Source organism: Rhodoferax sp., from assembly GCF_034520025.1.
Classification (GTDB): domain Bacteria; phylum Pseudomonadota; class Gammaproteobacteria; order Burkholderiales; family Burkholderiaceae_C; genus Allorhodoferax.
In genome coordinates, this window is record NZ_JAXHNZ010000002.1 from 322,926 (window position 1) to 346,041 (window position 23,116).

20 protein-coding genes and 1 pseudogene are annotated in these 23,116 nt (G+C 57.6%); 7 read left to right on the forward strand and 14 right to left on the reverse strand.

Annotation, left to right across the window (positions count from 1 at the left end; genetic code table 11):
• Positions 1–50 precede the first annotated feature (50 nt).
• On the reverse strand, positions 51–2,174 hold the full coding sequence (locus tag U5L73_RS09800) for a 3-hydroxyacyl-CoA dehydrogenase NAD-binding domain-containing protein (RefSeq protein ID WP_322562185.1): 2,124 nt from the start codon (positions 2,172–2,174) through the stop codon (positions 51–53).
• 170 nt (positions 2,175–2,344) lie between these two features.
• On the opposite strand from U5L73_RS09800, the gene U5L73_RS09805 reads away from it, so the two are divergent.
• A complete protein-coding gene (locus U5L73_RS09805) occupies positions 2,345–3,244 on the forward strand; it encodes a LysR family transcriptional regulator (protein WP_322562186.1) in 900 nt (299 codons plus the stop codon).
• A gap of 40 nt (positions 3,245–3,284) precedes the next feature.
• Here U5L73_RS09805 and U5L73_RS09810 read toward each other — a convergent pair whose 3' ends face one another.
• Together U5L73_RS09810 and U5L73_RS09815 are read right to left on the reverse strand one after the other, a co-directional pair.
• Entirely contained in the window at positions 3,285–4,112 is an 828-nt protein-coding gene (locus tag U5L73_RS09810; protein WP_322562187.1) for an SDR family NAD(P)-dependent oxidoreductase, read from the reverse strand.
• A 42-nt stretch (positions 4,113–4,154) separates the two neighbouring features.
• Positions 4,155–4,319: pseudogene (locus U5L73_RS09815) on the reverse strand (rhodanese-like domain-containing protein); the annotation flags it as partial.
• A 299-nt stretch (positions 4,320–4,618) separates the two neighbouring features.
• Between U5L73_RS09815 and U5L73_RS09820 the strand changes: the two are divergent.
• The 5 genes from U5L73_RS09820 (at position 4,619) to U5L73_RS09840 (ending at position 10,106) form a co-directional block, all read left to right on the forward strand.
• Positions 4,619–5,257 carry a protocatechuate 3,4-dioxygenase gene (locus U5L73_RS09820; protein ID WP_322562188.1) on the forward strand — a complete coding sequence of 213 codons (639 nt, stop codon included), beginning with the start codon at positions 4,619–4,621 and terminating at the stop codon, positions 5,255–5,257.
• A gap of 110 nt (positions 5,258–5,367) precedes the next feature.
• Positions 5,368–5,760, forward strand: a complete 393-nt coding sequence (locus tag U5L73_RS09825; protein ID WP_322562189.1) for a hypothetical protein — start codon at positions 5,368–5,370, stop codon at positions 5,758–5,760.
• 11 nt (positions 5,761–5,771) lie between these two features.
• A complete protein-coding gene (locus U5L73_RS09830) occupies positions 5,772–6,263 on the forward strand; it encodes a hypothetical protein (protein WP_322562190.1) in 492 nt (163 codons plus the stop codon).
• Between the two features lie 48 nt (positions 6,264–6,311).
• Positions 6,312–8,465, forward strand: a complete 2,154-nt coding sequence (locus U5L73_RS09835) for a putative bifunctional diguanylate cyclase/phosphodiesterase (RefSeq protein WP_322562191.1) — start codon at positions 6,312–6,314, stop codon at positions 8,463–8,465.
• A 219-nt stretch (positions 8,466–8,684) separates the two neighbouring features.
• Positions 8,685–10,106 carry an aspartate kinase gene (locus U5L73_RS09840; RefSeq protein WP_313875976.1) on the forward strand — a complete coding sequence of 474 codons (1,422 nt, stop codon included), beginning with the start codon at positions 8,685–8,687 and terminating at the stop codon, positions 10,104–10,106.
• Positions 10,107–10,180: 74 nt separating this feature from the next.
• Here the strand turns inward: U5L73_RS09840 and U5L73_RS09845 are convergent, their stop codons facing one another.
• The 11 genes from U5L73_RS09845 to cyoA form a co-directional block, all read right to left on the reverse strand.
• Positions 10,181–11,302 (reverse strand): HupE/UreJ family protein, encoded by a 1,122-nt coding sequence (locus tag U5L73_RS09845; protein ID WP_322562192.1) that lies wholly within the window; start codon positions 11,300–11,302, stop codon positions 10,181–10,183.
• Positions 11,299–12,432, reverse strand: a complete 1,134-nt coding sequence (locus U5L73_RS09850; protein ID WP_322562193.1) for a tetratricopeptide repeat protein — start codon at positions 12,430–12,432, stop codon at positions 11,299–11,301. The genes U5L73_RS09845 and U5L73_RS09850 overlap by 4 nt, the downstream gene beginning before the upstream one ends.
• A gap of 120 nt (positions 12,433–12,552) precedes the next feature.
• Positions 12,553–12,810: a hypothetical protein gene (locus tag U5L73_RS09855; protein ID WP_322562194.1), complete on the reverse strand. Its 258-nt coding sequence runs from the start codon at positions 12,808–12,810 to the stop codon at positions 12,553–12,555.
• Positions 12,811–12,822: 12 nt separating this feature from the next.
• Positions 12,823–14,424, reverse strand: a complete 1,602-nt coding sequence (locus U5L73_RS09860; protein WP_322562195.1) for a DUF4331 domain-containing protein — start codon at positions 14,422–14,424, stop codon at positions 12,823–12,825.
• A gap of 201 nt (positions 14,425–14,625) precedes the next feature.
• Positions 14,626–15,159 carry a response regulator transcription factor gene (locus tag U5L73_RS09865; RefSeq protein WP_322562196.1) on the reverse strand — a complete coding sequence of 178 codons (534 nt, stop codon included), beginning with the start codon at positions 15,157–15,159 and terminating at the stop codon, positions 14,626–14,628.
• Positions 15,149–16,492 carry an ATP-binding protein gene (locus U5L73_RS09870; RefSeq protein ID WP_322562197.1) on the reverse strand — a complete coding sequence of 448 codons (1,344 nt, stop codon included), beginning with the start codon at positions 16,490–16,492 and terminating at the stop codon, positions 15,149–15,151. The genes U5L73_RS09865 and U5L73_RS09870 overlap by 11 nt, the downstream gene beginning before the upstream one ends.
• Entirely contained in the window at positions 16,476–17,306 is an 831-nt protein-coding gene (locus U5L73_RS09875; RefSeq protein ID WP_416221293.1) for an SURF1 family protein, read from the reverse strand. Before U5L73_RS09875 ends, U5L73_RS09870 begins: the two co-directional genes overlap by 17 nt.
• Positions 17,307–17,327: 21 nt before the next feature.
• Complete coding sequence (cyoD, locus tag U5L73_RS09880; protein ID WP_322562198.1) at positions 17,328–17,762, reverse strand: cytochrome o ubiquinol oxidase subunit IV; 435 nt, start codon at positions 17,760–17,762, stop codon at positions 17,328–17,330.
• Positions 17,763–18,398: a cytochrome o ubiquinol oxidase subunit III gene (gene cyoC / locus U5L73_RS09885; RefSeq protein ID WP_322562199.1), complete on the reverse strand. Its 636-nt coding sequence runs from the start codon at positions 18,396–18,398 to the stop codon at positions 17,763–17,765.
• On the reverse strand, positions 18,391–20,394 hold the full coding sequence (gene cyoB / locus U5L73_RS09890; protein ID WP_322562200.1) for a cytochrome o ubiquinol oxidase subunit I: 2,004 nt from the start codon (positions 20,392–20,394) through the stop codon (positions 18,391–18,393). The genes cyoC and cyoB overlap by 8 nt, the downstream gene beginning before the upstream one ends.
• A gap of 54 nt (positions 20,395–20,448) precedes the next feature.
• The gene (cyoA, locus tag U5L73_RS09895) at positions 20,449–21,495 is read right to left on the reverse strand and encodes a ubiquinol oxidase subunit II (RefSeq protein ID WP_322562201.1); all 1,047 of its coding nucleotides are present in this window, start codon (positions 21,493–21,495) and stop codon (positions 20,449–20,451) included.
• 225 nt (positions 21,496–21,720) lie between these two features.
• Between cyoA and U5L73_RS09900 the strand changes: the two genes are divergently transcribed.
• The gene (locus tag U5L73_RS09900; protein ID WP_322562202.1) at positions 21,721–23,055 is read left to right on the forward strand and encodes an MFS transporter; all 1,335 of its coding nucleotides are present in this window, start codon (positions 21,721–21,723) and stop codon (positions 23,053–23,055) included.
• The last annotated feature ends 61 nt before the right edge of the window (positions 23,056–23,116 follow it).

Genomic DNA, 23,116 nt, shown 5'->3' on the forward strand with positions numbered 1-23,116 from the left:
GCCGCAGCGAGCGGTCGGCAAAGGGGCAGGGTTGAGTGGGTTGGCTGCAATCAGGAGCGCAGCTGGTTCAGGCTCGCGAAATCTTGGCCCTCGGCCACCAGTGCTTCCAGCAAGGGTGCGGGCTGCCAGAACAACGGGTCCTCTTCGGCGAAGGCCCGTATGTCGGCGAGGATGTTGGAAAGACCCACGGTGTCTGCGTATCTCATGGGGCCGCCCCGAAAGCGCGGGAAACCGTAGCCGTAGAGGAATGTCACATCAATGTCCAGCGGCCGCAGTGCAATCCCATCGGCCAGCACCTTAGCCCCTTCGTTGACCATGGCGGCCATGTAGCGGCGCATGATTTCCTCGGGGGGGAAGCTTCGTGGGGTGATGCCTTTTCTGTTCCGTTCGTCGTCCACAATGGCGAGCACCTCCGGATCAGGCTGGCCGGTGCGGGCGCCTTGCGGGTAAAGGTAAAACCCGCGGCCGGTTTTCTGGCCGAACCAGCCGCGCTCGCAGATGCGGTCAGCGATTTCGACATAACGGGCTTTTGGATCGCGTGCGGCTGCACGGCGTTTGCGGGTGGCCCAGCCGATGTCGCCGCCGGCCAAATCGGTCACTTGGCAGGGACCCATGGGGTAACCGAAAGCCCGCACCGCAGAGTCAATCTCGTAGGGGCTGGCACCGTCTTCCATCATGTAGTCGACCGCCTGCTTGTAGCTCGCCAAGATGCGATTGCCGATGAAGCCGTCGCAAACGCCTGCTCGGACTGGCACTTTTTTCATGCGTTTGGCGAGCTCAAAGGCAGTCACCACCACATCGGGGCTCACGCGGGCTGGCACCACGATTTCCAACAATTTCATGATGTTGGCCGGGCTGAAAAAGTGCAGACCGATCACGTCTTGCGGGCGGCGGGTGGCTGCAGCAATCGCGTCGATATCCAGGTACGAGGTATTGGTTGCCAGTACCGCGCCGGCCTTGCACTCCGAGTCCAGCTGCCGGAAAACGGCTTTTTTGACCTCGAGGTCTTCGAACACTGCTTCGATCACCAGGTCGGCTGCTGCAAGGTCGGCAAAGTCAGTACTGGGCCTAAAGCGGGTGAGGGTGGCCGCCTTGTGCGCTTCGGTGATGCGGCCTTTGGCGATCAAACCATCGTAGACCTTGGCCACATTGGCGACGCCACGGGCAAGCGAGTCCCCATCGCGCTCAAGCATGGTTACCGGCAGCCCTGCATCCAGCGCCGCCACAGCAATGCCAGCTCCCATGGTGCCCCCGCCTATGACCGCCAAGCTAGCCACTGCGCGCGGCGCGGCGCCACGGGCTTCGGGCACTTTGCTCACCTCACGCTCGGCAAAAAATGCGTGGATCAGACCTGCACGTTGCGGGCTGTCGATGCAGCCTCTGAACAAACGCCGCTCCAGACTCAGTCCCTCGTCAAAAGGCAACTCTACGGACGCGCGCACCGCCTCCAGGATCTTGAGTGGTGAGTACAGCCCGGGCGACTTCTTGGCCGTATCTTGAGCCAGATCACTCAGCTCTGACAGGGAAATCTCAGGCTTGGTCATCGCGATATTGCGCACACGCCGTACCGGCGCACCTTGGGCCAACAGTTCGTTGGCATAGGCCAAGCCAGCATCCAGGGCGGCGAGCCTGCTATCTGTCACGCGGTCTACCAACCCGGCTTCAAATGCGGCTTGCGCGCCCATCGGTTTGCCACTGAGCATGAACTCCGCGGCAGCTTTCGCGCCCATGAGGCGGGGTGCGCGTTGTGTGCCACCGGCCCCGGGCATCAGGCCTAGGTCGACCTCCGGCAAGCCGACCTTGGCGCCGGGCAGGGCTAAGCGGTAGTGCGCACTCAGCGCTACCTCCAGTCCACCACCCAATGCGGCGCCTTGCAGGGCAACCACTACCGGCTTGGTACACGCCTCGATGCGGTTGCACACGTCGGGCAGCGATGGTGGCACGGGGGGCTTGCCAAATTCGCGGATGTCTGCCCCGGCAATAAAGGTTTTGCCCTCGCTCACGATCAATACCGCGCCCACATCCGGCTGCACCTCGCCCTGCTCGATGGCGGCAAAAAGGCCTAGGCGCACCGCTGCGCTCAGCGCGTTGACGGGCGGGTTGTTGACGGTAATGACCCACACGCGGCCATACCTGTGGCTGGTCACTGCGGGTGACGGGTTGTCGTGCTCCATGCGTTTGTCTCCATTGTTGTTGTCGTGAGAGCAGAGGCTATTCTTTTGGAGCGGCTCATTTTTTACAATCACAAAATAAATTGACAAACTGTCAAATATTATTTGACGCTTTTGCCATCGGATGACCCGTATGCTGTTTAACGCCACCACACCAAGACACCGGCAGGTCCATGAGTCTTGACCTTTCTTCTCTGACCCTGCTGGTGGAGATCATCGACGCGGGCAACCTGAGCCAAGCGGCCCGCAAGCTCAAAATGACGCGGGCCAATGTGAGCTACCACTTGAGTCAACTAGAGAAAACAGTGGGTCTTCAACTGGTACACCGCACAACTCGCCGGGTGGAACCCAACGAGGTGGGTTGGCGGCTGTATGAGCACGGCCGCGCCATCAGCAACGAGATCCTTGCCGCCAAAGAAACCATCAGCAACTTGGGGCAGGAGTTGCAAGGGCGCGTGGGCCTCAGCATGCCCAGCGGCTTCGGGCAGATGGTGATGTCGCACTGGCTGATCGAGTTCAAGGGGCTGTACCCCGGCATCGTGCTCGATGTGGTGTTCGAGAACCGGGTGGAAAACCTGCGCGATGAGGTGGACATTGCCATCCGCATCCTGCCCGAGCCGCCTGAACAACTGGTTGCGCGTGACATGGGCACCGTGCGCTACCTGGCGTGTGCATCCCAAAGTTATGCCCAAGCCCATGGCCTGCCGACCCAGCTGGACCAACTGCGCACGCTGCCAGTGATTACCGCCAATGTGGTGGGGCGGCAGCTCTCATTGCGCGGCTACAAAGGCAACGAGCGGCACGATGTGCTGTTAGCCCCGACCTTGATTTCAGACCATTACCCGTTTTTGCGGCAAGGTGTTCTGGCGGGCTTAGGCATCGGGCTGGTGCCCGACTATGTGGTGCAGGATGTGATCGCCAATGGCGAGGTGGTGACCGCGCTGGATGACTACCGCCTTAGCATTTTTGGCACCCAGATGTACTTGCTATACCTTCCGAACCGCCGCCAGACGCGCGCGGTGCGCACCTGCATTGACTTTCTTTTGGCTAAAGCCAACCCAGCCACGGGTTGAGTACCTCACCCAGACCAGTCGGGCACATATTCTCTGCAGGTTATTTTGAGAACGGGGTCAGCATGTCCTCGCTTTGCTCCCACAAACTGTGCGCTGCGCTACCGTCGGTATCCTGAAAACGCAGCGGCATCGGCTTGGTTTTGTGGTACATCTCACCCGGCTGCCAGTCGGTGCCGGGCTGTCCTTCGGCAAGCGCAGTCAGGCGCTGCCCGCTGGACTCCGGGCTGATGGTGAAGAGGTATTTCAAAGGGGTGTGGTACAGCACCCGCATAAGGTGGCTGGTCTCGCTGGCAAAGTTGCTGCGCACCACGCCGGGGTGAAATGCCACTGCTGCAATGCCTTCGACACCATACCGACGTTGGAGTTCGCGGGTGAAAAGAATATTTGCTAACTTGCCGTTGCCATAAGCCTGCTCGGGCCGGTAGTGGCGTTCGTTGTTCAGGTCGTGGACATCAAAGCTGCCGCCAAAGACATTGGCCGCAATACTGGCGGTTTGAATTACTTTGGCTTGGCCCGCTATCAGTTGCGGCATCAGCAGCTTGGTTAAAAGGAAGGGGGCAAGGTGGTTCACTTGAAAGGTCTTTTCGAACCCGTCCTGGGTGAGCTCCCGCTGGCCCATGATGCCGCCTGCGTTGTTGGCCAGCACATGGATGCGCGGGTGATGTGCAAGCTCTAAGGCCAGCTGTTGCACATCGGCCAGTTGGGTGAAATCGGCCACATGAAATGGCGCCGCCAGATCGCGGGCCAGCGCTTCAGTTTTGTCGCGTGAGCGGCCCACGAGGATGACGTTGTGCCCTTTGGCCTTGAGCTGCCGAGCACTGGCGGCGCCGATGCCGTCGCTGGCGCCGGTGATAAGAATGGTGTTCATGCACTCACTGTGCCACAAGCGCAAGGTGGCCCATGGGCGTATTCAGGTGTCACCGGTGGCTAGCGCAAAGCCTTCATCCAGCCAGCCGGTGATGCCTCCAGCCATGATCTTGACCGCTCGCCCCAAGTGCGCCAGCTGGAGCGCGCCACGGGTGGCGCCGTTGCAGTGGGGCCCGGCGCAGTAGGTCACAAACAGCGTGCCCGCAGGCCACTGTGCCATAACTCTCAGCAGCAGCTGGGTTTATCGCCCAGGCAGTATCGGGCGATGTTTTTAGGTTAAATCGAACTCAGGCGCTCGTATTGATTGCGCAAGTAGCTATAGATTTGATAGCGTTTTGAATGGCGACGAAGAGCTTTTGGTGGGTGATGGCAGGCTCTCCGGTGTATCCACTGCCGATGGGTTGTGCGTGCTGAACAGCGCTGGCAGCGCACTGCACAGTGTGGGTGGGAACTTTTGCAGGCCCCGGGATTCCGATACGCACTTTTGCTTCACCACCCGAAACGCCTATGCACCCACCTCGCTCCCGCCGTTCCCTGTTGGTTCGTGGTGCCGGCATGTTGGCTACCACCGGTGCGCCGGCCTGGCTTGTGCCAACGGTTGCGCAAGCCCAGTCGGTTTTGCGGCCCACACCCCGGCAGGCTGAGGGGCCGTTTTATCCGGTAGCACTGCCCAGTGACCAAGACTTTGACCTGCTGCGCAATGGTGGTGCGGTGTACTCCAAAGCCCAACCGGTCTGGGTTGAAGGGCTAGTGATGGACACCCGCGGCATGCCAGTCGCTGGCGCGGTGGTTGAAATCTGGCAATGTGACCACGAAGGGCACTACCACCACCCGCAAGACGGCGGCAAAGCGGACCCGAAGTTCCAGGGCTTTGGCCGGGTGGCGGTGGGCAAAGATGGGCGCTACCGCTTCCGTACCATGCGGCCGGCCCCCTACAGCGGGCGCACGCCTCACATCCATGTGAAGGTCAAGTTAGATCGTAAGGAGCTGCTCACCACGCAACTTTATGTAGCGGGTGATCCGGGTAACCCGCGCGACGGGCTCTGGCAGCGCCTTGACCTGCAAGACCGGGCGGCGCTGACACGCGAGTTCAGTGCTTCGGCGGATGGGCTGCGTGTCGACTTTCCTATCGTGGTGCAGGTCTAAGCGCCAAAGCCAACTCTGCAGCGGACTCTTTGACCCAGTTAGCGCTTGGTTCAGCGGTGTGTGTGGCCGGCACTTAGTTGCTGCGGCTGTTTTCTGATGACCCCTTTGGCGTGGATATCGTGCTCATCATCGATCCGACTCACACCCTGCCGCCGATCATTGGAGTGGTGGCGGCTTGGCGCACGGACTCCTCACCGGTGGCGAGTTTGACGGTGTTTAGCCACGGTTTCATGAACGGTGCTGTCGCGCCTGACGGAAAGCTGCGGATTACGGGCCTGCTCATGGGGCGGGAACTGCACTATGCGTTCAGCTTTGACCGAGGACTACCTAACGCCATCGGCCGGGCGCCCGCCACACAGGTCAGCGGCTGCCCGTCCGCCCGTAGCTCCCACGTTGCGTTGGATAGACCAGCGGATGTGGGGACAGCGGCACTGCCACAGTACTTGTATGGGGGCATCAGGCGGCGGACCAACGCAGTCAACTTCTGTCTGCGGCAGCTATGATGAGATCAACGATGGAACCAAAGATTGCCCCGCATCACAAGCCGGTCAGCAGGAGTGACGAAGAGGTCTACCGACCCGTTACTTGGGAGCCTTCTTTTTCTTTTCTCAAAGCCGCAGTGGTCGCCATTTTTCTGAGTGGTGTACTGGTGACTGCGGCGATTTATGCCTTTATCCCCAATGGCCTGAGCGCAGCGCTGCGCACGAGCACCATCTTGCTTGTGGGCGCTGCGGGTTGGTTCTTTTTGTGGCGGAAAAAGTTACAGACAACAGTTACCGCACTGGGTGTGGGTATGTGGTGTTACGTCGCCTTGATGATGTTTGTGGGCGGCGGCGTTATAGCACCGGTCCAATTCGTGTTCCCGCTGGTCATTTTCTTACTGGGTTGGCTGGTCAGCACCCGGGTCGCGCTCATCGTCGCTGCCTTGACCTCGGTGGTCACGATCCTCGCCGTTGTCGCAACAAAAGGGGGGTGGCTGCCGCAGTCCGCCGACTCGCCCCCTTAGCTGCATGCGCTGGTACAGATTTGCGTCTTCCTGATGGCAGCTGTCTTGATGCACTTCCTTGTCTTGGCGTATCAGCGCCGGCTGCGTGAGCTGGACCTTGTCAACACCCGGATCGCTCTGCGGAGTCGTGATCTGGAGTTTGCAAAGTGGGAGTTGCACCAAGCGCAAGCGCAAGCCCAGGTCGGGAGTTGGGTGTATTCGGTCGCATCCGACAGCATGCAGCTATCCGATGAGGCCTGTCGTATTTTCGGACTGTCGAATGGCGCTACGTTGAGCCGTGATTTGTTCTTCGACCTGATACCGGTCGACGAACGAGAGACCTTCTTTGACCTATGGCGTGACGCGGCGCGGACTCAGTCCGTCTTTGAGTCTGAGCACCAAGTCAGTGTGCATGGGGGGCTGCACTGGGTGCTGCTAAAAGCGAGATTTGAGCGGGATGACCAAGGTGCCGTGTTCCGGGTGACTGGTACCACCCAGGACATTCACACCCGTAAATTGGTCGAGCTGAACTTGCGGCAGTCCGAGCAGAAGTTTGCGACCGCATTTCAATCCAGTCCGGTGGCGGCCTCGATCGCAACGCTCGCGGAAGGGCGATTCGTTGAGGCCAACGAGAAATACCAGCGTGACTTCGGCTGGGACCGTGCCGAGTTGTTGGGAAAGACCGCGCTGGAGATGGGCTTCTGGCCCGAGAGCGAGATGCGGCTCCAGTGGCTGCGCGCACTAAAGGCCAGAGGCAGCGTGGTGGACTACGAGACGAGCTGGGTGCACAGGAATGGCGATATCCGCAAGGTCAGTATCTCGGGGGAAATCATGGACCTCAGCGGTGTCCCGTGCATTCTGGCCTTTGTCACTGACATTACTGAGCGCAAGGCGGCCGAGGCCCAGATACACAGTTTGGCATTTTTTGACGCACTAACAGGGTTGCCTAACCGCAGGTTGTTGCTCAACAGGCTGGGGCTCGCGCTGGTAACGGCCCAGCGTAACCACCGTTTGGGGGCGTTGCTGTTTATTGATCTCGACAACTTCAAAACATTGAACGATACCTTTGGCCATAACAAGGGGGATCAGCTATTGCGGCAGGTTGCAGAACGCTTGGTCGCCGCGATCCGTGACGGCGATACGGTGTCGCGTTTGGGGGGCGACGAGTTCGTCATCTTGCTCGATGACTTGGCGGATGACGCATTAATGGCAGGTCGCCAAGCCGAGGTTATTGCAGGAAAAATTCTGCTGGAGCTTGACCGCAGCTACGAGATTGGAGAGATCCAGTTTCACAACACGCCCAGTATCGGCGTGACTTTGTTCGGCGACCGGCTTGAAGACACTGAAGAGCCACTCAAGCGGGCGGATACGGCCATGTATCAGGCCAAGGCTGCGGGCCGAAACACGGTCCGGTTTTTTGATCCGATGATGCAAGCCGCCGTTTCCGCCCGCCTGCAGCTGGAGACGGACTTGCGGTCCGCCATGGGCGGGGCAGAGCTTTTTTTGCTGTACCAGCCTCAGGTCGATGAGCGCGGCCGGATCATCGGTGCGGAGGTGTTGGCACGCTGGGAGCACCCGCAACGTGGATTGATTTCACCGGTTGACTTTATCCCTGTGGCAGAAAGCAGCGGGCTGATTTTGCCTTTGGGGGAGTCGATCATTCGCAGCGCCTGTGAACAGCTGAGCCAGTGGGCCGATCAGCCCGACCTGGCATCACTGGAATTAGCTGTGAATGTCAGTGCCCGGCAGTTTCGCGATCCGGAATTTGTGCCCATCGTTCTGAGGATACTCAAAGAAACGGGCGTCAATCCCCGGCGCCTCAAGCTGGAGTTGACCGAAAGCATGCTGATTGAAGGTGTTGATTTGGTGATTTCCAAGATGAAGCTGCTCAAAGCGCATGGGCTTGGCTTTGCTCTGGATGATTTCGGCACGGGCTACTCCTCGCTGGCCTATCTCAAGCAGCTGCCCTTTGACCAGATCAAGATCGACCAGAGTTTTGTGCGGGATGTGCTGGACGACCCGAACGACGCAGCTATCGCTCGCATGGTGATTGTGTTGGCGGAAACGCTGGGCCTGAAGGTGATTGCAGAGGGGGTAGAGACCCAAGCGCACTGCGCACTGTTGATGGAGCTGGGGTGCAAGGGTTTTCAGGGCTTCTATTTCAGCCACCCGGTGAGTGCCAGTGCGATGGAGCAGGTCATGCGCCATCCACGGCTACCGTGAGCAGCTCTTTCTAGCTGGCACCTTCTCTGCTTTTTAAGCACTGAATGGTCAGCTTCTGCTCTAAGTCAGCCGGCAAACTTTTGTTCTCTCGACCCCAATTGGCGCCTGAGAGCCTGCTTCCAGCAAAGTAGGCGAAAATAGAGGGCTTTTCGTAACCGGCACTACCGGCATTCATTTCCGGCCGGGTTTTTTCATCTTTTGCCCACCCCAAGCTTGTCCATGCACGACGTAAATTCCTCGAAGATCTCTGTTGAGAAGATCGGCGGCACCTCGATGACCGCCTTTGGTGATGTGCTGCGCCACATCATGCTGCACAACCCCGCACGCATTTACGGTCGTATCTACGTGGTGTCTGCCTACTCCGGCGTGACCAACCAGCTGCTGGAGCACAAGAAAACCGGCGAGCGGGGCATTTACGCCCTGTTCGCTGAGGGCAAGGGTTACCAGGACGCACTGACTGGCTTAGCAGCCAGCCTTAAAAAGCTAAATGCTGCCTACGCCGACATTGGTTTGCCTTTAGCAGTTGCTGATGCATTCATCGATCAACGCATTGCCCAGGCTCGCGAGTATTTGGGCGCCATGCACCATGTGCTGGCCAGCGGGTACCTCAGTCGCAAAGACGTGCTGTTGGCTGCCCGCGAGGTGCTGGCCTCCATCGGTGAGTCGCACAGTGCGTTCAACTCGGTAGAAATCCTCAAGGCTAATGGTGTGAACGCGGTCCTGATGGACCTGGCCGGTTTTGACGACAACGAAGCCTGGAGCATTGATGAACGCATTGCCCACAGCTTCAAAGACCTGGACCTGGCCAACAACGTAATTGTGGCCACCGGTTACACCAAAGGCACCGAAGGCATCATGCGCGAGTTCGACCGCGGCTACTCCGAGGTTACCTTCAGCAAAATCGCAGTAGAAGTGCGCCCCGCCGAAGCGGTGATCCACAAGGAATTCCATCTGTCGTCTGCCGACCCCAACCTAGTGGGTCTGGAAAACGCCATTGTGGTGGGTGCCACCAACTACGACGTAGCCGATCAGTTGGCAGACGTGGGCATGGAAGCCATTCACCCCAAGGCGGCCAAGCCGATGGAACTTGCCGGTATCCCGATCCGCCTGAAAAACACGTTTGAGCCTGACCACCCCGGTACTTTGATCACCAAAGACTTCGTGGGTGAGCGCGCCCGTGTGGAAATCGTGACCGGCACTGACAAGGTCACTCTGATCGAGATCCACGACCCCAGCATGGTAGGCACCGTCGGCTTTGACGCCAGCTTGATGCAAGTGTTCTGCAAGCACGACATCAGCTACATCCTCAAAGCCACTAACGCCAACTCCATTGCCCATTTAGTGTGGGACAACCAAGTCACGCCCGAGCTCGTGGCCGAGCTGGAAGAGCTGTACCAGGTGGTCACTGTCAAGCCGAGCGCCATTGTTTGCACCATCGGCTCCAACATTGGTATCCCCGGTGTGCTGGCCAAGGCTGCTCAGGCGCTGGCGGACGCACAGGTTAACGTGAACTGCGTTTCCCAAACTCTGCGCCAAGTGAACATGCAGTTTGTGATTGAGCGTGCTGATTACAAGACGGCCGTCATCGCCCTCAACATGGCGCTGTGTGTTAACTCGGGTACGCCAGTGCCTCGCGTCTAATCACATTTCATTCTGCTATATATTTGATAGCAAGCTGCGCACACCCTTAAAGGGCTGCGCGGCTTTTTTATGGGTCAGGAAAAAACCCGTTCCCATACCCAGTAGGCGGCCAGTGCGAACAGCGCAATAGACCCGCCGCGCACCACCACGCTGCCGTACCAAGCTTGGCGCACAAAGAGTTGGGACACCGCCACCCACAGCAATACGGCTAGTAGTTGACCGGCTTCGACCCCGAGGTTGAACCCCAACAAGGCCCAGCCCAGGAGCGCCGATGGTGCCGCCGCTTCGGTGAGCAGGCCCGCAAACCCATAGCCATGAATCAGCCCGAAGCCCAATGCAAGCCGCCAAGGGCTGAATGCTTTGACAGGAAACACGTTCAGCAGTGCAGTCACGCCGATTGAGGCGGCAATAACGGGCTCCACCCAATCGGGTGATGCGGACGTGATGCCCAAACTAGCCAACGCCAGCGTGATGGAGTGCCCGACTGTGAAGGCTGTGACAGTGCACAGCAAAGCCCACCACGGCCTGGTATCGGTGAGCGGTTCCGGACCAGACTTGCGGCCCAGAACAAGCTGTAGTGGCAAAACCAGCGCGAGCAAAAACGCAAGGTGGTCATAACCTTCCAGCAGGTGGTGCATGCCTAAACCAAAGTAGCTCAGCACAGTCTGGCCTACGCCGGTAGGTGCCGCTTGGCTCGCTGCATTGCGGGTCACGAGCAAGATGGGCCCGGCTTGCTGCGGGGCAGCGGTCGTCAGCAGGTCACGCCCGTTGACATTGCCGCTCACGAGCAGGCGGTGGTTTTCGTCTTCAGTTTTGAAGAGCGTGTAGCGGATGCTTTCTAGCGCTGCACAGTTTGCTGTGCTGGAAAGCTTGATATAGGCCCCGTCGCTGTAACGTTCCAGTCCTGCATATCGCCATTGCAGCGGGCAGCCCCCGCTGGCTCCCTGGATCAATGCGTTGCTTTGGATCAGCGCTTCCACCGCAGGCGTGGCATCTTGTACTTCACCGAAGGTGACAAGTCCGTCTGCATTGGCGTCCACGGGTAACACGACATCGAGGTCTTTGATGGCCACTGCCAGCTGTAGTGTCACTTGATCAGTAGTCTGCTTGACGTCGAGGTAGGCATCACTACCCTTGTGCGCCAAGGCGGGTAGGGCGATGAGCGCACTGCACAAAAAAGCGGTCAATTGCTTCATGATTTTTCTCCCTGGATGCGCGCATCCACCAGGCCAGTTCGCTGTATATCTCCGCGCAAGCGGGCCAGCGCGGGCATGTCGCTGGCGGCACGGGCACTCTGAATGGCTACCCACCAGTCAATAGGTTCTTTTTGCAGATCGAGGTTGCGCTCTGCCATGGTGGTTGCCTTTGCGAAATCTTCATCGAGCCATAGGGCTATCAGGGCCTCTTCGCGGCCATGCAGCTCCAACTTGTCTCCGCGTCGCTTCAGCTCGACTTGTCGTTCGCGCAGTGTTTGCCGCAGTTCAACCCAACTCGCATCACCCCCGCGCTTTTTGGCGGTTGCTTGCCGCAGTACAACCGCGTCAGTTTCGGGCAGTCCCGCGAGCACCTTGAGTGCTTGTTTGTGTTTTCCGGTGCGCAGCAGCAGGTCAGACAGCGCAATACTGGTGTAAAGGTCGCTCTCGTGCTTGAGACTGCTTTGGTAGGCTCTGAGGGCAGCGTCGTCTTTTCCTGCACGCTCTTCGCTCTCGGCCATCAGTGAGAGAAGCCAAGCCCGTGTTGCGGTGTTGTCGGCGGCGGAAATGAGTGTTTGCAATCCAACGCGTGCTTCATTGGTTTTACCTTGGAGCGACTGAGTCTCGAGTTGGCAGGCCTGGGCGTAAAGTGCTTGCCCGGCGCGGGCAACAGCCTCGCATGCCTGCAATGCACGTGCATAGTTACCAGCCAATCGCTCAAGTGCCGCCAAGTTAAGCCAACCTTGCGCTTGAGCAGGGTTTAGTTTGACCGCTCGTGTTAGCACGCTGCGGGCCTCGCTGAACTCGTGGCGCCCCTGTTGAATGGTGGCTTGCAGCACCATCAAATCGGTAGGGGCATCGGGCTTGTTCCACCAAGGAGCCAACATCGCTTGGGCCCGGCCCCAGTAGCGGGTGTCGCCGGTTTGGCGGGCCGCCGTAATCATTTCGCGCGCACCTAATGCTGCGTCTTGAGGATTGGGTGCGGCAGTGTCGGATGCAGCGCTCCGGCTTTTGGTAATGAAAGGCAGTTTTTCTATAACCTGATCACGCTCGGTTGCATTTATCGGAGTTGCAGCTTGAGCCATGTGCATAGACACGATGACACCGAGGCACACCCACCATCTCTTGTTCATCTGCAGACTCCCTGAGGTCACTTGGGTACTGAGGTTTGAAATAAAAACGGGAACTTAAAGTTCCCGTGCATCAGGGCACAGCCTGCGCTGTGCCCTGAGGGTCTGAGTGCACTCAGTGCATCAGATGTCTGCAGGCTCGTCTGTGTCGCTGGTTGCGAGAGTTACCGAGCCCAGGGCTGCAGGTTCCGATGTGTCGTTGGTGCTAGATGCCGTCAGGCGTTGAGCCTCCGACACAACCACTGAGGTCGATACCTCAACACCGGCCACCACATCGGCGCCGGGCGCGTTTTGAGTGAGCGGATCTACGCTACCGCCGCCGCAAGCAGAGAGCAAGCCCAAAGCAAGTACAGCCGGCAAAGTCCATTTGGTAGTAGGCATGAGCGCAACTCCTTAGTTCATTGCGCCTGGATTTGGCGTGTTCAAGTATGGAAAGCCGGAGAGGAACGGTACTGTGGCTTGATCGACCGCGTCATGGATCTTGGCCGAATCTGCGCCCAGGGGTACGTTGGATGGCTTGCACTCGGAGGTCAAGCTTGACACACCCGGAACACCGTTCAAACCAAGTGCGTTGGAGTCTCCGTTGATTACGCACAAGCCACCGAGCACCGCGACCAATGCAATGTCAACCACGTCGTCCTTTGGGCGACGACCATTTGGGAATCCAGCGTTGTCTGTTCCTCCTGCCAGTGCATTGCCAGCCACGCCCAAGCGGTTTTGCTCTGCAAAGGGCACTGGAGCTTTGCCGGTGTCTAATCGCAACATTTCGGAGGGTGTCGCATTAGTCGGCTTGTTGATGCCATTAATACCGGTCAAGAAAACAGTCGCGAGGTCTGTACGCGGTAAATTTTTCGGAGCGACTGCAGCCGCGTCTTTGGCCAGCACGAGTCCTAGAAGTGCGGGCAGTGTTGGGTTTGTGACGTACGTCAAGAACTGTGTGTCGTCTTGTGGCTTGGATGCATTGAATTTGTCTTTGTCCTTCACGCCAATGACCAATTCGTTCACAAGCGGGTTGCCCAAGCGAGACACTTGTACCCAAGCGCCGCCAGCTTTTTCGCTTGCCTGATGACCAGAGCCTGGCTTGCCATTCAGCAAGCGTGCTTGGCGCAAGCTGGCAGTAGTCCAGCCACCGATGACAGGATCAGAACCAGCGGTCAGGCAACTCTTGTGGATTTCCATTGCGATGCTGGTGACGTTTGACTTTTGAATGATGTGGTTGCCTCCATTGCCAGCTGCGTCTTTATTCGCGGGCTCCAGTAAAACGCCGGTCGTTGAGTTGACAAGGTCAAAAACAGTACCAAGGTTCACCGCAAAGCCTTCTTGTCGTTGTCCAACGAAGACCTTGCCCGGCACGCTGCAGCCGGGGATAGTCATTTCGTGAATGTGCTTGTTTGCATATGTTTCGTAGCTGGACTTATTGCCTAGCGTCTTTTCACCAATGTAGTCCACAGGCTTCTCAAACGTTTTGCTACCACCGCTGGCCTTCACGATCGACGATGAGGTGCCCTTGCGACGGTCGCCGCGCACCACGTTCACGGTATAGGACTCGTTCAAGTTGAGGTTGGCGTCGTTGACGTTTGCGACAGCACCAGCTTGGATGAGGGGAATTGCGACATTTTTCGCGCTGCCGATATCCAAGCCCACATTGTTGAGTTTGTTGTTGAACTTGAACTGGAATGTCAAGTCCTCTTTGGCGTCACCGTTGTTGTCGATGTGGATTTCGTACAGCGCGTTCGGATCCATCGAAAAGTAATTGGGACCACCGTAGGGTGTCTGCAATGGCTGGTAGTTGGCAATCAGGGTGATATAGTCAGAGCGACCGCCGGTCCCGTTAGAGGCCACGCCTTCGTAACTGCGGAACATGTAAAAGTCAGTCCCGTCGACCTTGGGGCTGGTGGTGATGAAAGGCGCTTCACGATGGCTCGAGGCCATAGCGCTACCTGCTGCGGTTGCCATTAAGCAGGCGAGGACGATGCTGCTGCGTTTGAATTTCATGCGTTGCTCCGGTGTGTTGGACTGATTCGTGCCGACTGGCACACTGGGTACGCGACACGCAGCGTGGTGGATTCAACTTTTTGTGCGCACAAGAAAAATTGTTTGTCACGCACACCCAGATCGAGCCACCAGCCTTGTATTTCGACCAGTTGACTCGAATATAACGTTTATCTGTTATTTTGGTTTAAAAATGTTAAAAAATTAAACCCTATTTTTGTCCAGCTTCCTGCTGAGCGTGCGGCGGTGCATGCCGAGTCGTCGAGCAGCTTCAGAAATGTTGAAATCACTTTCGGCCAGCACTTCGTGGATGCGCTCCCATTCCAAGGTCTTGATTGAGCTGGATCGGTTGGTTAGGGCGACTTCGGTATTGCCCTCATCGAGGCCAAATGCGGCTTCTATATCGTCGGTGTTAGACGGCTTAGCCAGGTAGTGACTCGCGCCTAGTTTGATCGCCTCGACGGCCGTGGCGATGCTGGCAAATCCGGTGAGCACCACAATGCGCATGGCTTCGCTGTGGGCATGCAGGGCACGCACACACGCGAGCCCGCTGGCCTCGCCTTTGAGTTTGAGGTCGACTACCGCAAACTCCGGGGTGTGTGCGGCTAGCAAAGCCTCCACGCCTTGAAGACCATCAGCACGCAGCACCCGGTAGCCGCGTCTCTCGAAAGAGCGGGTCAGAGTGCGGGCAAAGGCTTCGTCGTCTTCAACAATCAAGAGCAGGCGGTCAGTGTCCATGGGGTGCTTCAGATTCGGTTACGGGCATGGAGAGTTCGTTCATGGACAGCGTAATCGTGACGCGGGCACCGCCAGACGGCAGGTTTTCGGCGCGCAAGCTGCCACCGAGGGTACGGGCAACATTCATCGATAAAAATAGTCCAAGTCCACCGCCGGGCTTGCCCTTGGTGGATTGGTAGGGTTGCCCAAGTTGGGATAGCACATGCGCGTCAAAGCCTGCCCCGCGGTCGGTAATGGTGATGCACAGCACATCTGCATCGCGGCTGGCATGGAGTTGCACCCATTGGGGCGAAGCATCGCGCGCGTTGTTCAGCACGTTAAACACCATTTGCTCAAGGGTGGTGTCCGCGACCATGGCCGCGTCGTCGTTGATTAGGTTGTCATAGACAAAGGTGTCTACCGCTCGGGTGGCGCGCCACTGGTGCACCAAATGATCTAAAAAGCTGCGCACCGTGGTTTGGCTGGAGTGTTCGCCCCGGGTTTCACCTGCGGAGAGCAAGATACCGCTCACAATGCTTTTGCACCTTTGCACCTGAGCTTCCATTTCTGCGATGTCGTCCTTTAGGCTTCTGTCTCGCATGATGTTCGGCATGTGTTTCCAGTCACCCAAGATTACAGCTAGCGTGGCCAGTGGAGTACCTAATTCGTGGGCCGCGCCAGACGCAAGCAAGCCCATCCGGACAATATGCTCTTCCTCCGCGGCGCGTTGTCGCGCAGCAGCTAAGCGTGCGTCGCGTCGGCGCAGGTTGCTGTTGATGCGGGTGATGAATACCACCACGAGAACCGCATTCAGTAAAAAGCAGACCAGCAAGCCCAGCACATACGGACTAGACAATCCATCTTGCAGGTTAGGTGCTAGCGAGAGGGGTAGGCTGGACGTAGCTAGAAATATCACGCACGCAGATGCAATGGCTACGATGAAGACGATATACCCACCCCGAAGCAGCATGGCCCCTACCGCGATCTGAAGCAGGTACAAGAAAACAAACGGGTTGCTGATACCCCCACTCAAGTAGAGCTGGGCCGTAAGCGCTGCAATGTCGACGAGCAGCCCAATGAACAGCTCCACCTCATACACTGCCTGGCGGGTGTGCCAGCGCAGCAAGCACGCGAGATTAAAAAAAGTCATGGCACCCACGATGGCCAGCATGGGCTCCACCGGAATCTCCATACCCAATCCGTGACGCGTGACCTCGATCGTGAGCAGTTGACCGGCCGCTGCAATCCACCGAAGTTGGATGAGCTGATGAAGGTTTCTCAGGCCGGCATAGGCGTCGTTGCGCTGTGACGGTGCAGTAGGTGCTGCGGCGAATTTGTTAGCGCTGGTTTCCATGGGGGGTATTGTGGCCTTCAAGGCGCAAGCGCCGCTCATAACGGACCACAAACCCTCCAGCCACCAACACCATCAAGGCCAGACCGAACCATGTGAAGGCGTATACCAAGTGGCTGTTGCTAAAGCGAACTACGGTCAACCCTTCTCGCGGCCACGGGCCAGCGGATGAGGGGCGGGCTTCAAGGTTGTTATTCAAGGTGGTGTCCGGCAAGCCGGAGTCCAAGAAAAACGGCGCAGGACTTTTGAGTTGTTGAGCTTGTGCAATCGCGGTAACGTCGCGTGAAAACCAGCGTTGCGAAGCAGGATCGTTTCTCCGCAAGAAGCCACCGTCGGGTTCTGATTTGCGCAGCAAGCCCTGAATGGTGACATTACCCACAGGGGCACCGTTCTCACCGGCAGGTGGCTGCCACTGCGCGCGTTGGTTGCCAGGGATGAAGCCCCGGTTCACCAGCAGGCTAGATCCGTCGGATAGCGCTAGCGGGGTCAGGACCCAATACCCGGAGCCTAGCGCGGTGGTGGCTTGCGCGAGTACCGTCTTGTCAGTCAACCAATAGCCCGAGGCTTTGACATAAAGATACTCGAAGGCAGCCGGCTGCAGGGCAGCCCACTGTTGGCTCTCAGGCAAGGCTACAGGGGGTTGTTGCAAGCGCTGGGTCACGCGCTCGATTAGCTCCAGTTTCCAGGTGCGGCGCTCTAGTTGCCAGGTTCCGAGCCGCAATAAGCCCACTACAAGCACGAGACAAAGTACGGCCACAAAGACCAGCCGCCACCTTGAACGCCCGCCGACCTGCAGTTGAAGCGGCGAGTCACTCAAGATGCAATACCTGCACGGGGTTTAGAGGCCGGCCTTGGGCTCAGCGGCTGGTGCCGCTTGCTCCATCGCTGGCATATCGGTGTGGCTCGGCATCATGTTGGCGTTCATGTGGAACATGACCCACAAAGTGCCCGCAATCGCAATTGCGACGAACACCACAGTGAAGATGGTGGACAGCAAGGTCCAGCCACCCTCTACCTTGCCGTTCATGTGCAGGAAGTAAAACATGTGCACCAAGATTTGGATGACCGCAAATGCCCCCAGCACCATGACAGCGGTAGGCCGGTCAGAGATCACTTTTGCCATGACCAAGTAGAACGGGATCGCCGTCAAGATGATGGATAACAAGAAACCCGTCATGTAGCCCGAAAAGGTGCTGTGAGGTTCATTGGCATCGTGACCGCCGTGCGCGTGGTCATCGTGCCCGTGCGACGCATGAGAATTGTGTGCGTTCATTTACAGCACTCCCATCAAATAAACGAAGGTAAATACACCGATCCAGATCACGTCCAAGAAGTGCCAGAACATCGACAAACACATAAGGCGACGGTTGTTGGCAGGTGTGAGACCGTGCTTCTTGATTTGCATCATCAGAACGACCAGCCACACCAAACCGAACGTCACGTGGAGACCGTGGGTCCCCACCAAGGTGAAGAAGGCCGATAAGAAAGCGCTGCGTTGCGGTGTGGCCCCTTGGTGAATCAGGTGATAAAACTCATACAACTCCAGAGCCAGGAAGCACAAGCCGAAAAGGCCCGTCACTGCCAACCAAATCAGGGTTCCTTTCACATCGCCGAGTTGCTTGCGCAGCATGGCAAATCCGAAGGTGATAGACGACAGCAGCAAGAACGCGGTATTGATGGCGACCAACGTCAGATCAAACAGCTCCGCTCCGGTGGGGCCGGCCGCATAGCTGCGGCCCAAGACGCCGTAGGTCGCAAAGAGGGCCGCGAAGATGAGGCAGTCGCTCATCAGGTACAGCCAGAAGCCGAGGGCCGTTCCGTTTTCCGGGTGGGGCTCATGGGCCAGGTGGTACTCGCGGGGCGAGAGTGCGCCGGCAGCGGCGCCGTGTGAGTTGTTCATGTTAGACATGGCGGGCCAATTGGAGTGTGCGGGCTTCTTCGGAAGCATTCACTTGCGCAGCAGGAATATAGAAGTCACGCTTGTAGTTGAAGGTGTGGGCGATGGATACCAAGAGCAGTGCAGCAAAAGATGCACCTGCGAGCAGCCACATATGCCAAATCAACGCGAAGCCGAAAACCAGTGACAAACCGGAGATAACGACGCCTGCCGCGGTGTTGGCTGGCATGTGGATCGGCTCGAAACCGCTCAAAGGGCGCTTGTAGGCGTGCTTTTTCATGTCCCACCAGGCGTCGATTTCATGCACCACAGGCGTGAATGCAAAGTTGTAGTCGGGTGGTGGCGACGAAGTAGCCCACTCCAGCGTGCGGCCACCCCAGGGGTCGCCGGTCCAATCCCGCAGCTCTTCGCGCTTGAGGTAGCTCACCAGCAGTTGGATGAGGAAGCAGGCGATACCGGCGGCAATCATGGCCGCGCCGATGGCTGCGATCACAAACCAGATCTGCAGCGATTGGTCTTCAAAGTGGTTCGCACGGCGTGTCACGCCCATCAGGCCCAGCACGTAGAGCGGGGTGAATGCTACCCAGAAACCGACGACCCACAGCCAGAAGGAACGAACTCCCCATTTGTGATCGAGTTTGTAGCCAAAGGCCTTGGGGAACCAGTAGTTGATGCCCGCGAACATGCCAAACACCACACCGCCGATGATCACGTTGTGGAAGTGTGCAATCAGGAACAAGCTGTTGTGCAGCACAAAGTCCGCGGGTGGCACAGCCAACAACACACCTGTCATGCCGCCCAGGGCAAAGGTAATCATGAACGCAACCGTCCACATCATCGGCAACTCGAAGCGGATCCGCCCCTTGTACATGGTGAACAGCCAATTGAAGATCTTCGCGCCTGTCGGGATCGAGATGATCATGGTCGTGATGCCGAAAAACGCATTCACACTGGCACCGGATCCCATGGTGAAGAAGTGATGCAGCCACACCACGTAAGCCAAGATGGTGATGCAAATGGTGGCGTAAACCATGGAGGTGTAACCGAACAGGCGCTTCTTGCTGAAAGTCGCGACGATTTCTGAAAACACGCCAAATGCCGGCAAGATCAGGATGTAAACCTCGGGATGGCCCCAGATCCAGATCAGGTTCACGTACAACATGGGGTTGCCACCCAAATCGTTGGTGAAGAAATTGGTGCCGGCATAGCGGTCCAGCGACATCAGCACCAGCGCAGCAGTCAGGACCGGGAACGACGCCACAATCAAAGCGTTAGTGCAAAGTGCCGTCCATACGAACACTGGCATGCGCATCAAATTCATTCCAGGCGCGCGCATCTTGATGATGGTAACTATCAAGTTGATGCCGGAGAGCGTGGTCCCCACTCCTGCGATCTGTAGCGCCCAAATGTAGTAGTCCAAGCCGGTGCTGGGGTTTTGGGCGCCCAAGTTGGATAGCGCAAGCCAGCCGGAAGTGGAGAACTCACCCAAGAACAGCGAGAACATGACCAAAACGGCACCGGCGGTCGTCATCCAGAAGCTGAAATTGTTCAGAAACGGGAACGACACGTCCCGTGCTCCGATTTGCAGCGGAATCAGGTAGTTCATGAGTCCGGTGACCAATGGCATGGCCACGAAGAAAATCATGATCACACCGTGGGCTGTGAAAATCTGGTCATAGTGGTGCGGCGGCAGGTAACCCATGTTGTCGCCAAAGGCCATGGACTGTTGCAAACGCATCATCACGGCATCTGCAAAGCCGCGCAGCAGCATCACCAAACCGAGCACCATGTACATGATGCCGATCTTCTTGTGGTCGATGCTGCAGACCCAATCACGCCAGAACGGGCCCCATAGGCGGAACTTGGTCATCAGGGCAAACACGCCCAAACCACCCAATACGACCATGATGAATGTTCCCAAAATAATGGGGTCATGCGTCATGGGCACAGCATCCCAGCTCAGCCGGCCTAGCGCCCAGTGGGTATCAGTCAAAGTTTGTGAGGACATATAAAGTCTCTTTAGCAATGCACCCGTGACCACGATCGGCCACCGGAGCGAAAGTTATTGTTGGATGACGGCGCGGTTGGCGTTGCGTGTTTCGAGCGCCGCGATCACTTGGTTCGCGTTTTGCACGGTGCAAACATCTTGCGGCATGCTCAGCCCCATGGCTTTCACGTAGCTTTGGCCACCACGGGCGTCGATCGCCATCATGTGGTGCATACACATTTTTCCGTCTTCGACACAACGGTTCAGCACCTTGTCGTATAGGCCGGCTTCGACGCTGGCAAAGCGCTGTACCGGGTCACGTTCGCTCGGCTTCACCAGATTTTGATAAGTGGCGCGATCCAAGGCCTTGCCTTCGGTTTTGGCTTTGTTTACCCATTGCGCAAAGTCTTCATTGCTCAGACCGTGAAATTTGAAAGTCATTCCCGAAAAACCAGCGCCGCTGTAGTGCGAAGACATGCCTTTGAACACGCCAGGGCGGTTGATCACGGCATTTAGTTCGGTTTGCATACCAGGCATGGCGTAAATCATGCCGGCCAGATCCGGCACATAAAACGCATTCATGGTCGATGTGGACGTCAGCTTGAACAGGATGGGTCGGTCCACAGGTGCTGCGAGCTCGTTCACCGTGGCAATACCTTGCTCGGGGTAGAAGAACAACCATTTCCAGTCCATCGCCACCACTTGCACTTCCATGGGCTTGTCATCAGCCGGCAGAGGGCGCTGTGCGTCGATACGGTCCAAGGGACGGTAAGGGTCAAGTTTGTGGGTTCCGATCCATGTCAGAGCGCCCAGCGCAATGATGATGATCAACGGTACGCCCCAAATCAGCAGCTCCAATGACGTGGAGTGGTGCCAATCGGGCTCGTATTCCGCCTCGGTATTGCTCTGGCGGTACTTCCAAGCGAAAAACAAGGTGAGAAAGATGACGGGAACGATGATGATCAGCATCAGCAAGGTGGCTGTGATCACCATTTGACCTTGCTGAGCTGCAATATCCCCGGCGGGATTCAGCACTACAGCCTTGCTGCAGCCCGAGAGCGCAGCGGCCATCGTAATGGACGCCAGCGCAGACCACCTTTTCAATGCTTTGATTTTGAACATGTTGTTAATGCCTGGGTGAGGCACCCTTGTTAAACACTTTATGGACAGCTTGTAACTGTAATTTCATTAATAAATTTGTCCATTGGACATTTTGTCCAAGGTCAACCGACCCGCTTTTGAAGTTGCAATCAGGGTTTTCCTGAGGAGGAGATTAGTGCAAACCGAGCTTTTCTGCCTCGCGCGGGTGTAAAACACGGTTGTAGAAGTAGATTTAAGGACGGCATCATGTACACACCAGCATCCACAGCCCCCAGCGGGCACGGGTTCGAGAGCTCGGTATCGCTTTCAGGCGCACACACCGACGAAGATGTCACTCCGGGTGAGATTGCGGTCGGCGTCATCATCGGGCGAGCATCTGAGTATTTCGACTTCTTTGTTTTCGGCATCGCCTGTGTGCTGGTCTTTCCGGGATTGCTATTTTCGCAGATGGCGCGCTTAGATGGCACCCTAATGGCCTTTGCCATTTTTTCTCTGGCATTTGTTGCGCGGCCGGTCGGCACAGCGCTCTCCATGGCTATCCAGCGGCGCTGGGGTCGAGGCACCAAGCTCACGATTGCGCTGTTTTTACTGGGATCCAGCACCGCCGGCATGGCCTTTTTGCCAAGCTATGCAGACGCCGGGCTCACCGCTATCGCCGCCATCGTGATTTTGCGGATCGGCCAGGGGCTGGGCATGGGCGGCTCGTGGGACGGATTGCCCTCTCTGTTGGCCATGAGCGCACCCAAGGAGCGCAGAGGTTGGTTCTCGATGGTGGGCCAACTGGGCGCGCCCGTAGGTTTCATCTTGGCAGCCGGCTTGTTTGCTTATTTGCACAGCAGTCTGACTCCGGCAGAGTTCCTGAGCTATGGCTGGCGCTATCCGTTTTTTGTGGCGTTTGCCATCAACGTCGTGGCGCTGTTTGCCCGCTTGCGCTTGGTAGTGGGTCAGTCCTATGCCGAACGCTTGCAAGAGTTGGAGCTCCAGCCGGTGAGCGTGCGGAATGTGTTGCGCGATGAAGGTGGCAACGTGGTCTTGGGCGCATTTGCTGCGCTGGCCAGCTTTGCACTGTTCCACTTGGCGACGGTATTCCCCTTGTCGTGGATCGCCATGTATTCTGAGCAGGCTATCGGCGACGTGCTGCAGATTCAAATCATCGGGGCCATTTTGGCTGCTGGCGCGATCGTGTTCTCGGGTTGGTTGGCTGACCGTATCGGACGCCGCAACCTTTTGGGAACCATGGCCCTGCTGATCGGTCTTTTCAGCTTCGTGACGCCCTGGCTATTGGGTGCCGGCGAAGTCGGCAACAACCTCTTTTTGCTGACCAGTTTTGTGTTGTTGGGGCTCTCCTATGGCCAAGCCTCCGGCACGGTGACATCCAACTTTTCGCCAAAGTACCGCTACACCGGTGCAGCCTTGTCGGCTGACCTGGCGTGGTTGCTGGGTGCGGGCTTTGCACCCTTGGTAGCGCTAGGGCTCTCTGCCAAGTTCGGTCTGGGTGCTGTATCTTTGTACCTGCTGTCGGGAGCGATCTGCACGCTGTTGGCCCTGCGCATCAACCGCCTGATTGAACAAAAGGAGTAAGCCACCCACACCGGTTGGCGCGTCAACGCAGATAGTTTTGTGTTGAACCGGCCCGGCACCT

Excerpts from the sequence above, each read along its gene's own strand:
- U5L73_RS09805 (WP_322562186.1), top strand. The coding sequence starts at position 2,345 with ATGAGTCTTGACCTTTCTTCTCTGACCCTGCTGGTGGAGATCATCGAC.
- U5L73_RS09860 (WP_322562195.1), bottom strand. The coding sequence starts at position 14,424 with ATGAAATTCAAACGCAGCAGCATCGTCCTCGCCTGCTTAATGGCAACC.
- cyoC (WP_322562199.1), bottom strand. The coding sequence starts at position 18,398 with ATGTCTAACATGAACAACTCACACGGCGCCGCTGCCGGCGCACTCTCG.
- U5L73_RS09840 (WP_313875976.1), top strand. The coding sequence starts at position 8,685 with ATGCACGACGTAAATTCCTCGAAGATCTCTGTTGAGAAGATCGGCGGC.
- U5L73_RS09810 (WP_322562187.1), bottom strand. The coding sequence starts at position 4,112 with ATGAACACCATTCTTATCACCGGCGCCAGCGACGGCATCGGCGCCGCC.
- U5L73_RS09820 (WP_322562188.1), top strand. The coding sequence starts at position 4,619 with ATGCACCCACCTCGCTCCCGCCGTTCCCTGTTGGTTCGTGGTGCCGGC.
- U5L73_RS09800 (WP_322562185.1), bottom strand. The coding sequence starts at position 2,174 with ATGGAGCACGACAACCCGTCACCCGCAGTGACCAGCCACAGGTATGGC.
- cyoB (WP_322562200.1), bottom strand. The coding sequence starts at position 20,394 with ATGTCCTCACAAACTTTGACTGATACCCACTGGGCGCTAGGCCGGCTG.
- U5L73_RS09845 (WP_322562192.1), bottom strand. The coding sequence starts at position 11,302 with ATGAAGCAATTGACCGCTTTTTTGTGCAGTGCGCTCATCGCCCTACCC.
- U5L73_RS09900 (WP_322562202.1), top strand. The coding sequence starts at position 21,721 with ATGTACACACCAGCATCCACAGCCCCCAGCGGGCACGGGTTCGAGAGC.
- U5L73_RS09870 (WP_322562197.1), bottom strand. The coding sequence starts at position 16,492 with ATGGAAACCAGCGCTAACAAATTCGCCGCAGCACCTACTGCACCGTCA.
- cyoD (WP_322562198.1), bottom strand. The coding sequence starts at position 17,762 with ATGAACGCACACAATTCTCATGCGTCGCACGGGCACGATGACCACGCG.
- U5L73_RS09855 (WP_322562194.1), bottom strand. The coding sequence starts at position 12,810 with ATGCCTACTACCAAATGGACTTTGCCGGCTGTACTTGCTTTGGGCTTG.
- U5L73_RS09850 (WP_322562193.1), bottom strand. The coding sequence starts at position 12,432 with ATGAACAAGAGATGGTGGGTGTGCCTCGGTGTCATCGTGTCTATGCAC.
- U5L73_RS09865 (WP_322562196.1), bottom strand. The coding sequence starts at position 15,159 with ATGGACACTGACCGCCTGCTCTTGATTGTTGAAGACGACGAAGCCTTT.
- cyoA (WP_322562201.1), bottom strand. The coding sequence starts at position 21,495 with ATGTTCAAAATCAAAGCATTGAAAAGGTGGTCTGCGCTGGCGTCCATT.
- U5L73_RS09830 (WP_322562190.1), top strand. The coding sequence starts at position 5,772 with ATGGAACCAAAGATTGCCCCGCATCACAAGCCGGTCAGCAGGAGTGAC.
- U5L73_RS09835 (WP_322562191.1), top strand. The coding sequence starts at position 6,312 with ATGCACTTCCTTGTCTTGGCGTATCAGCGCCGGCTGCGTGAGCTGGAC.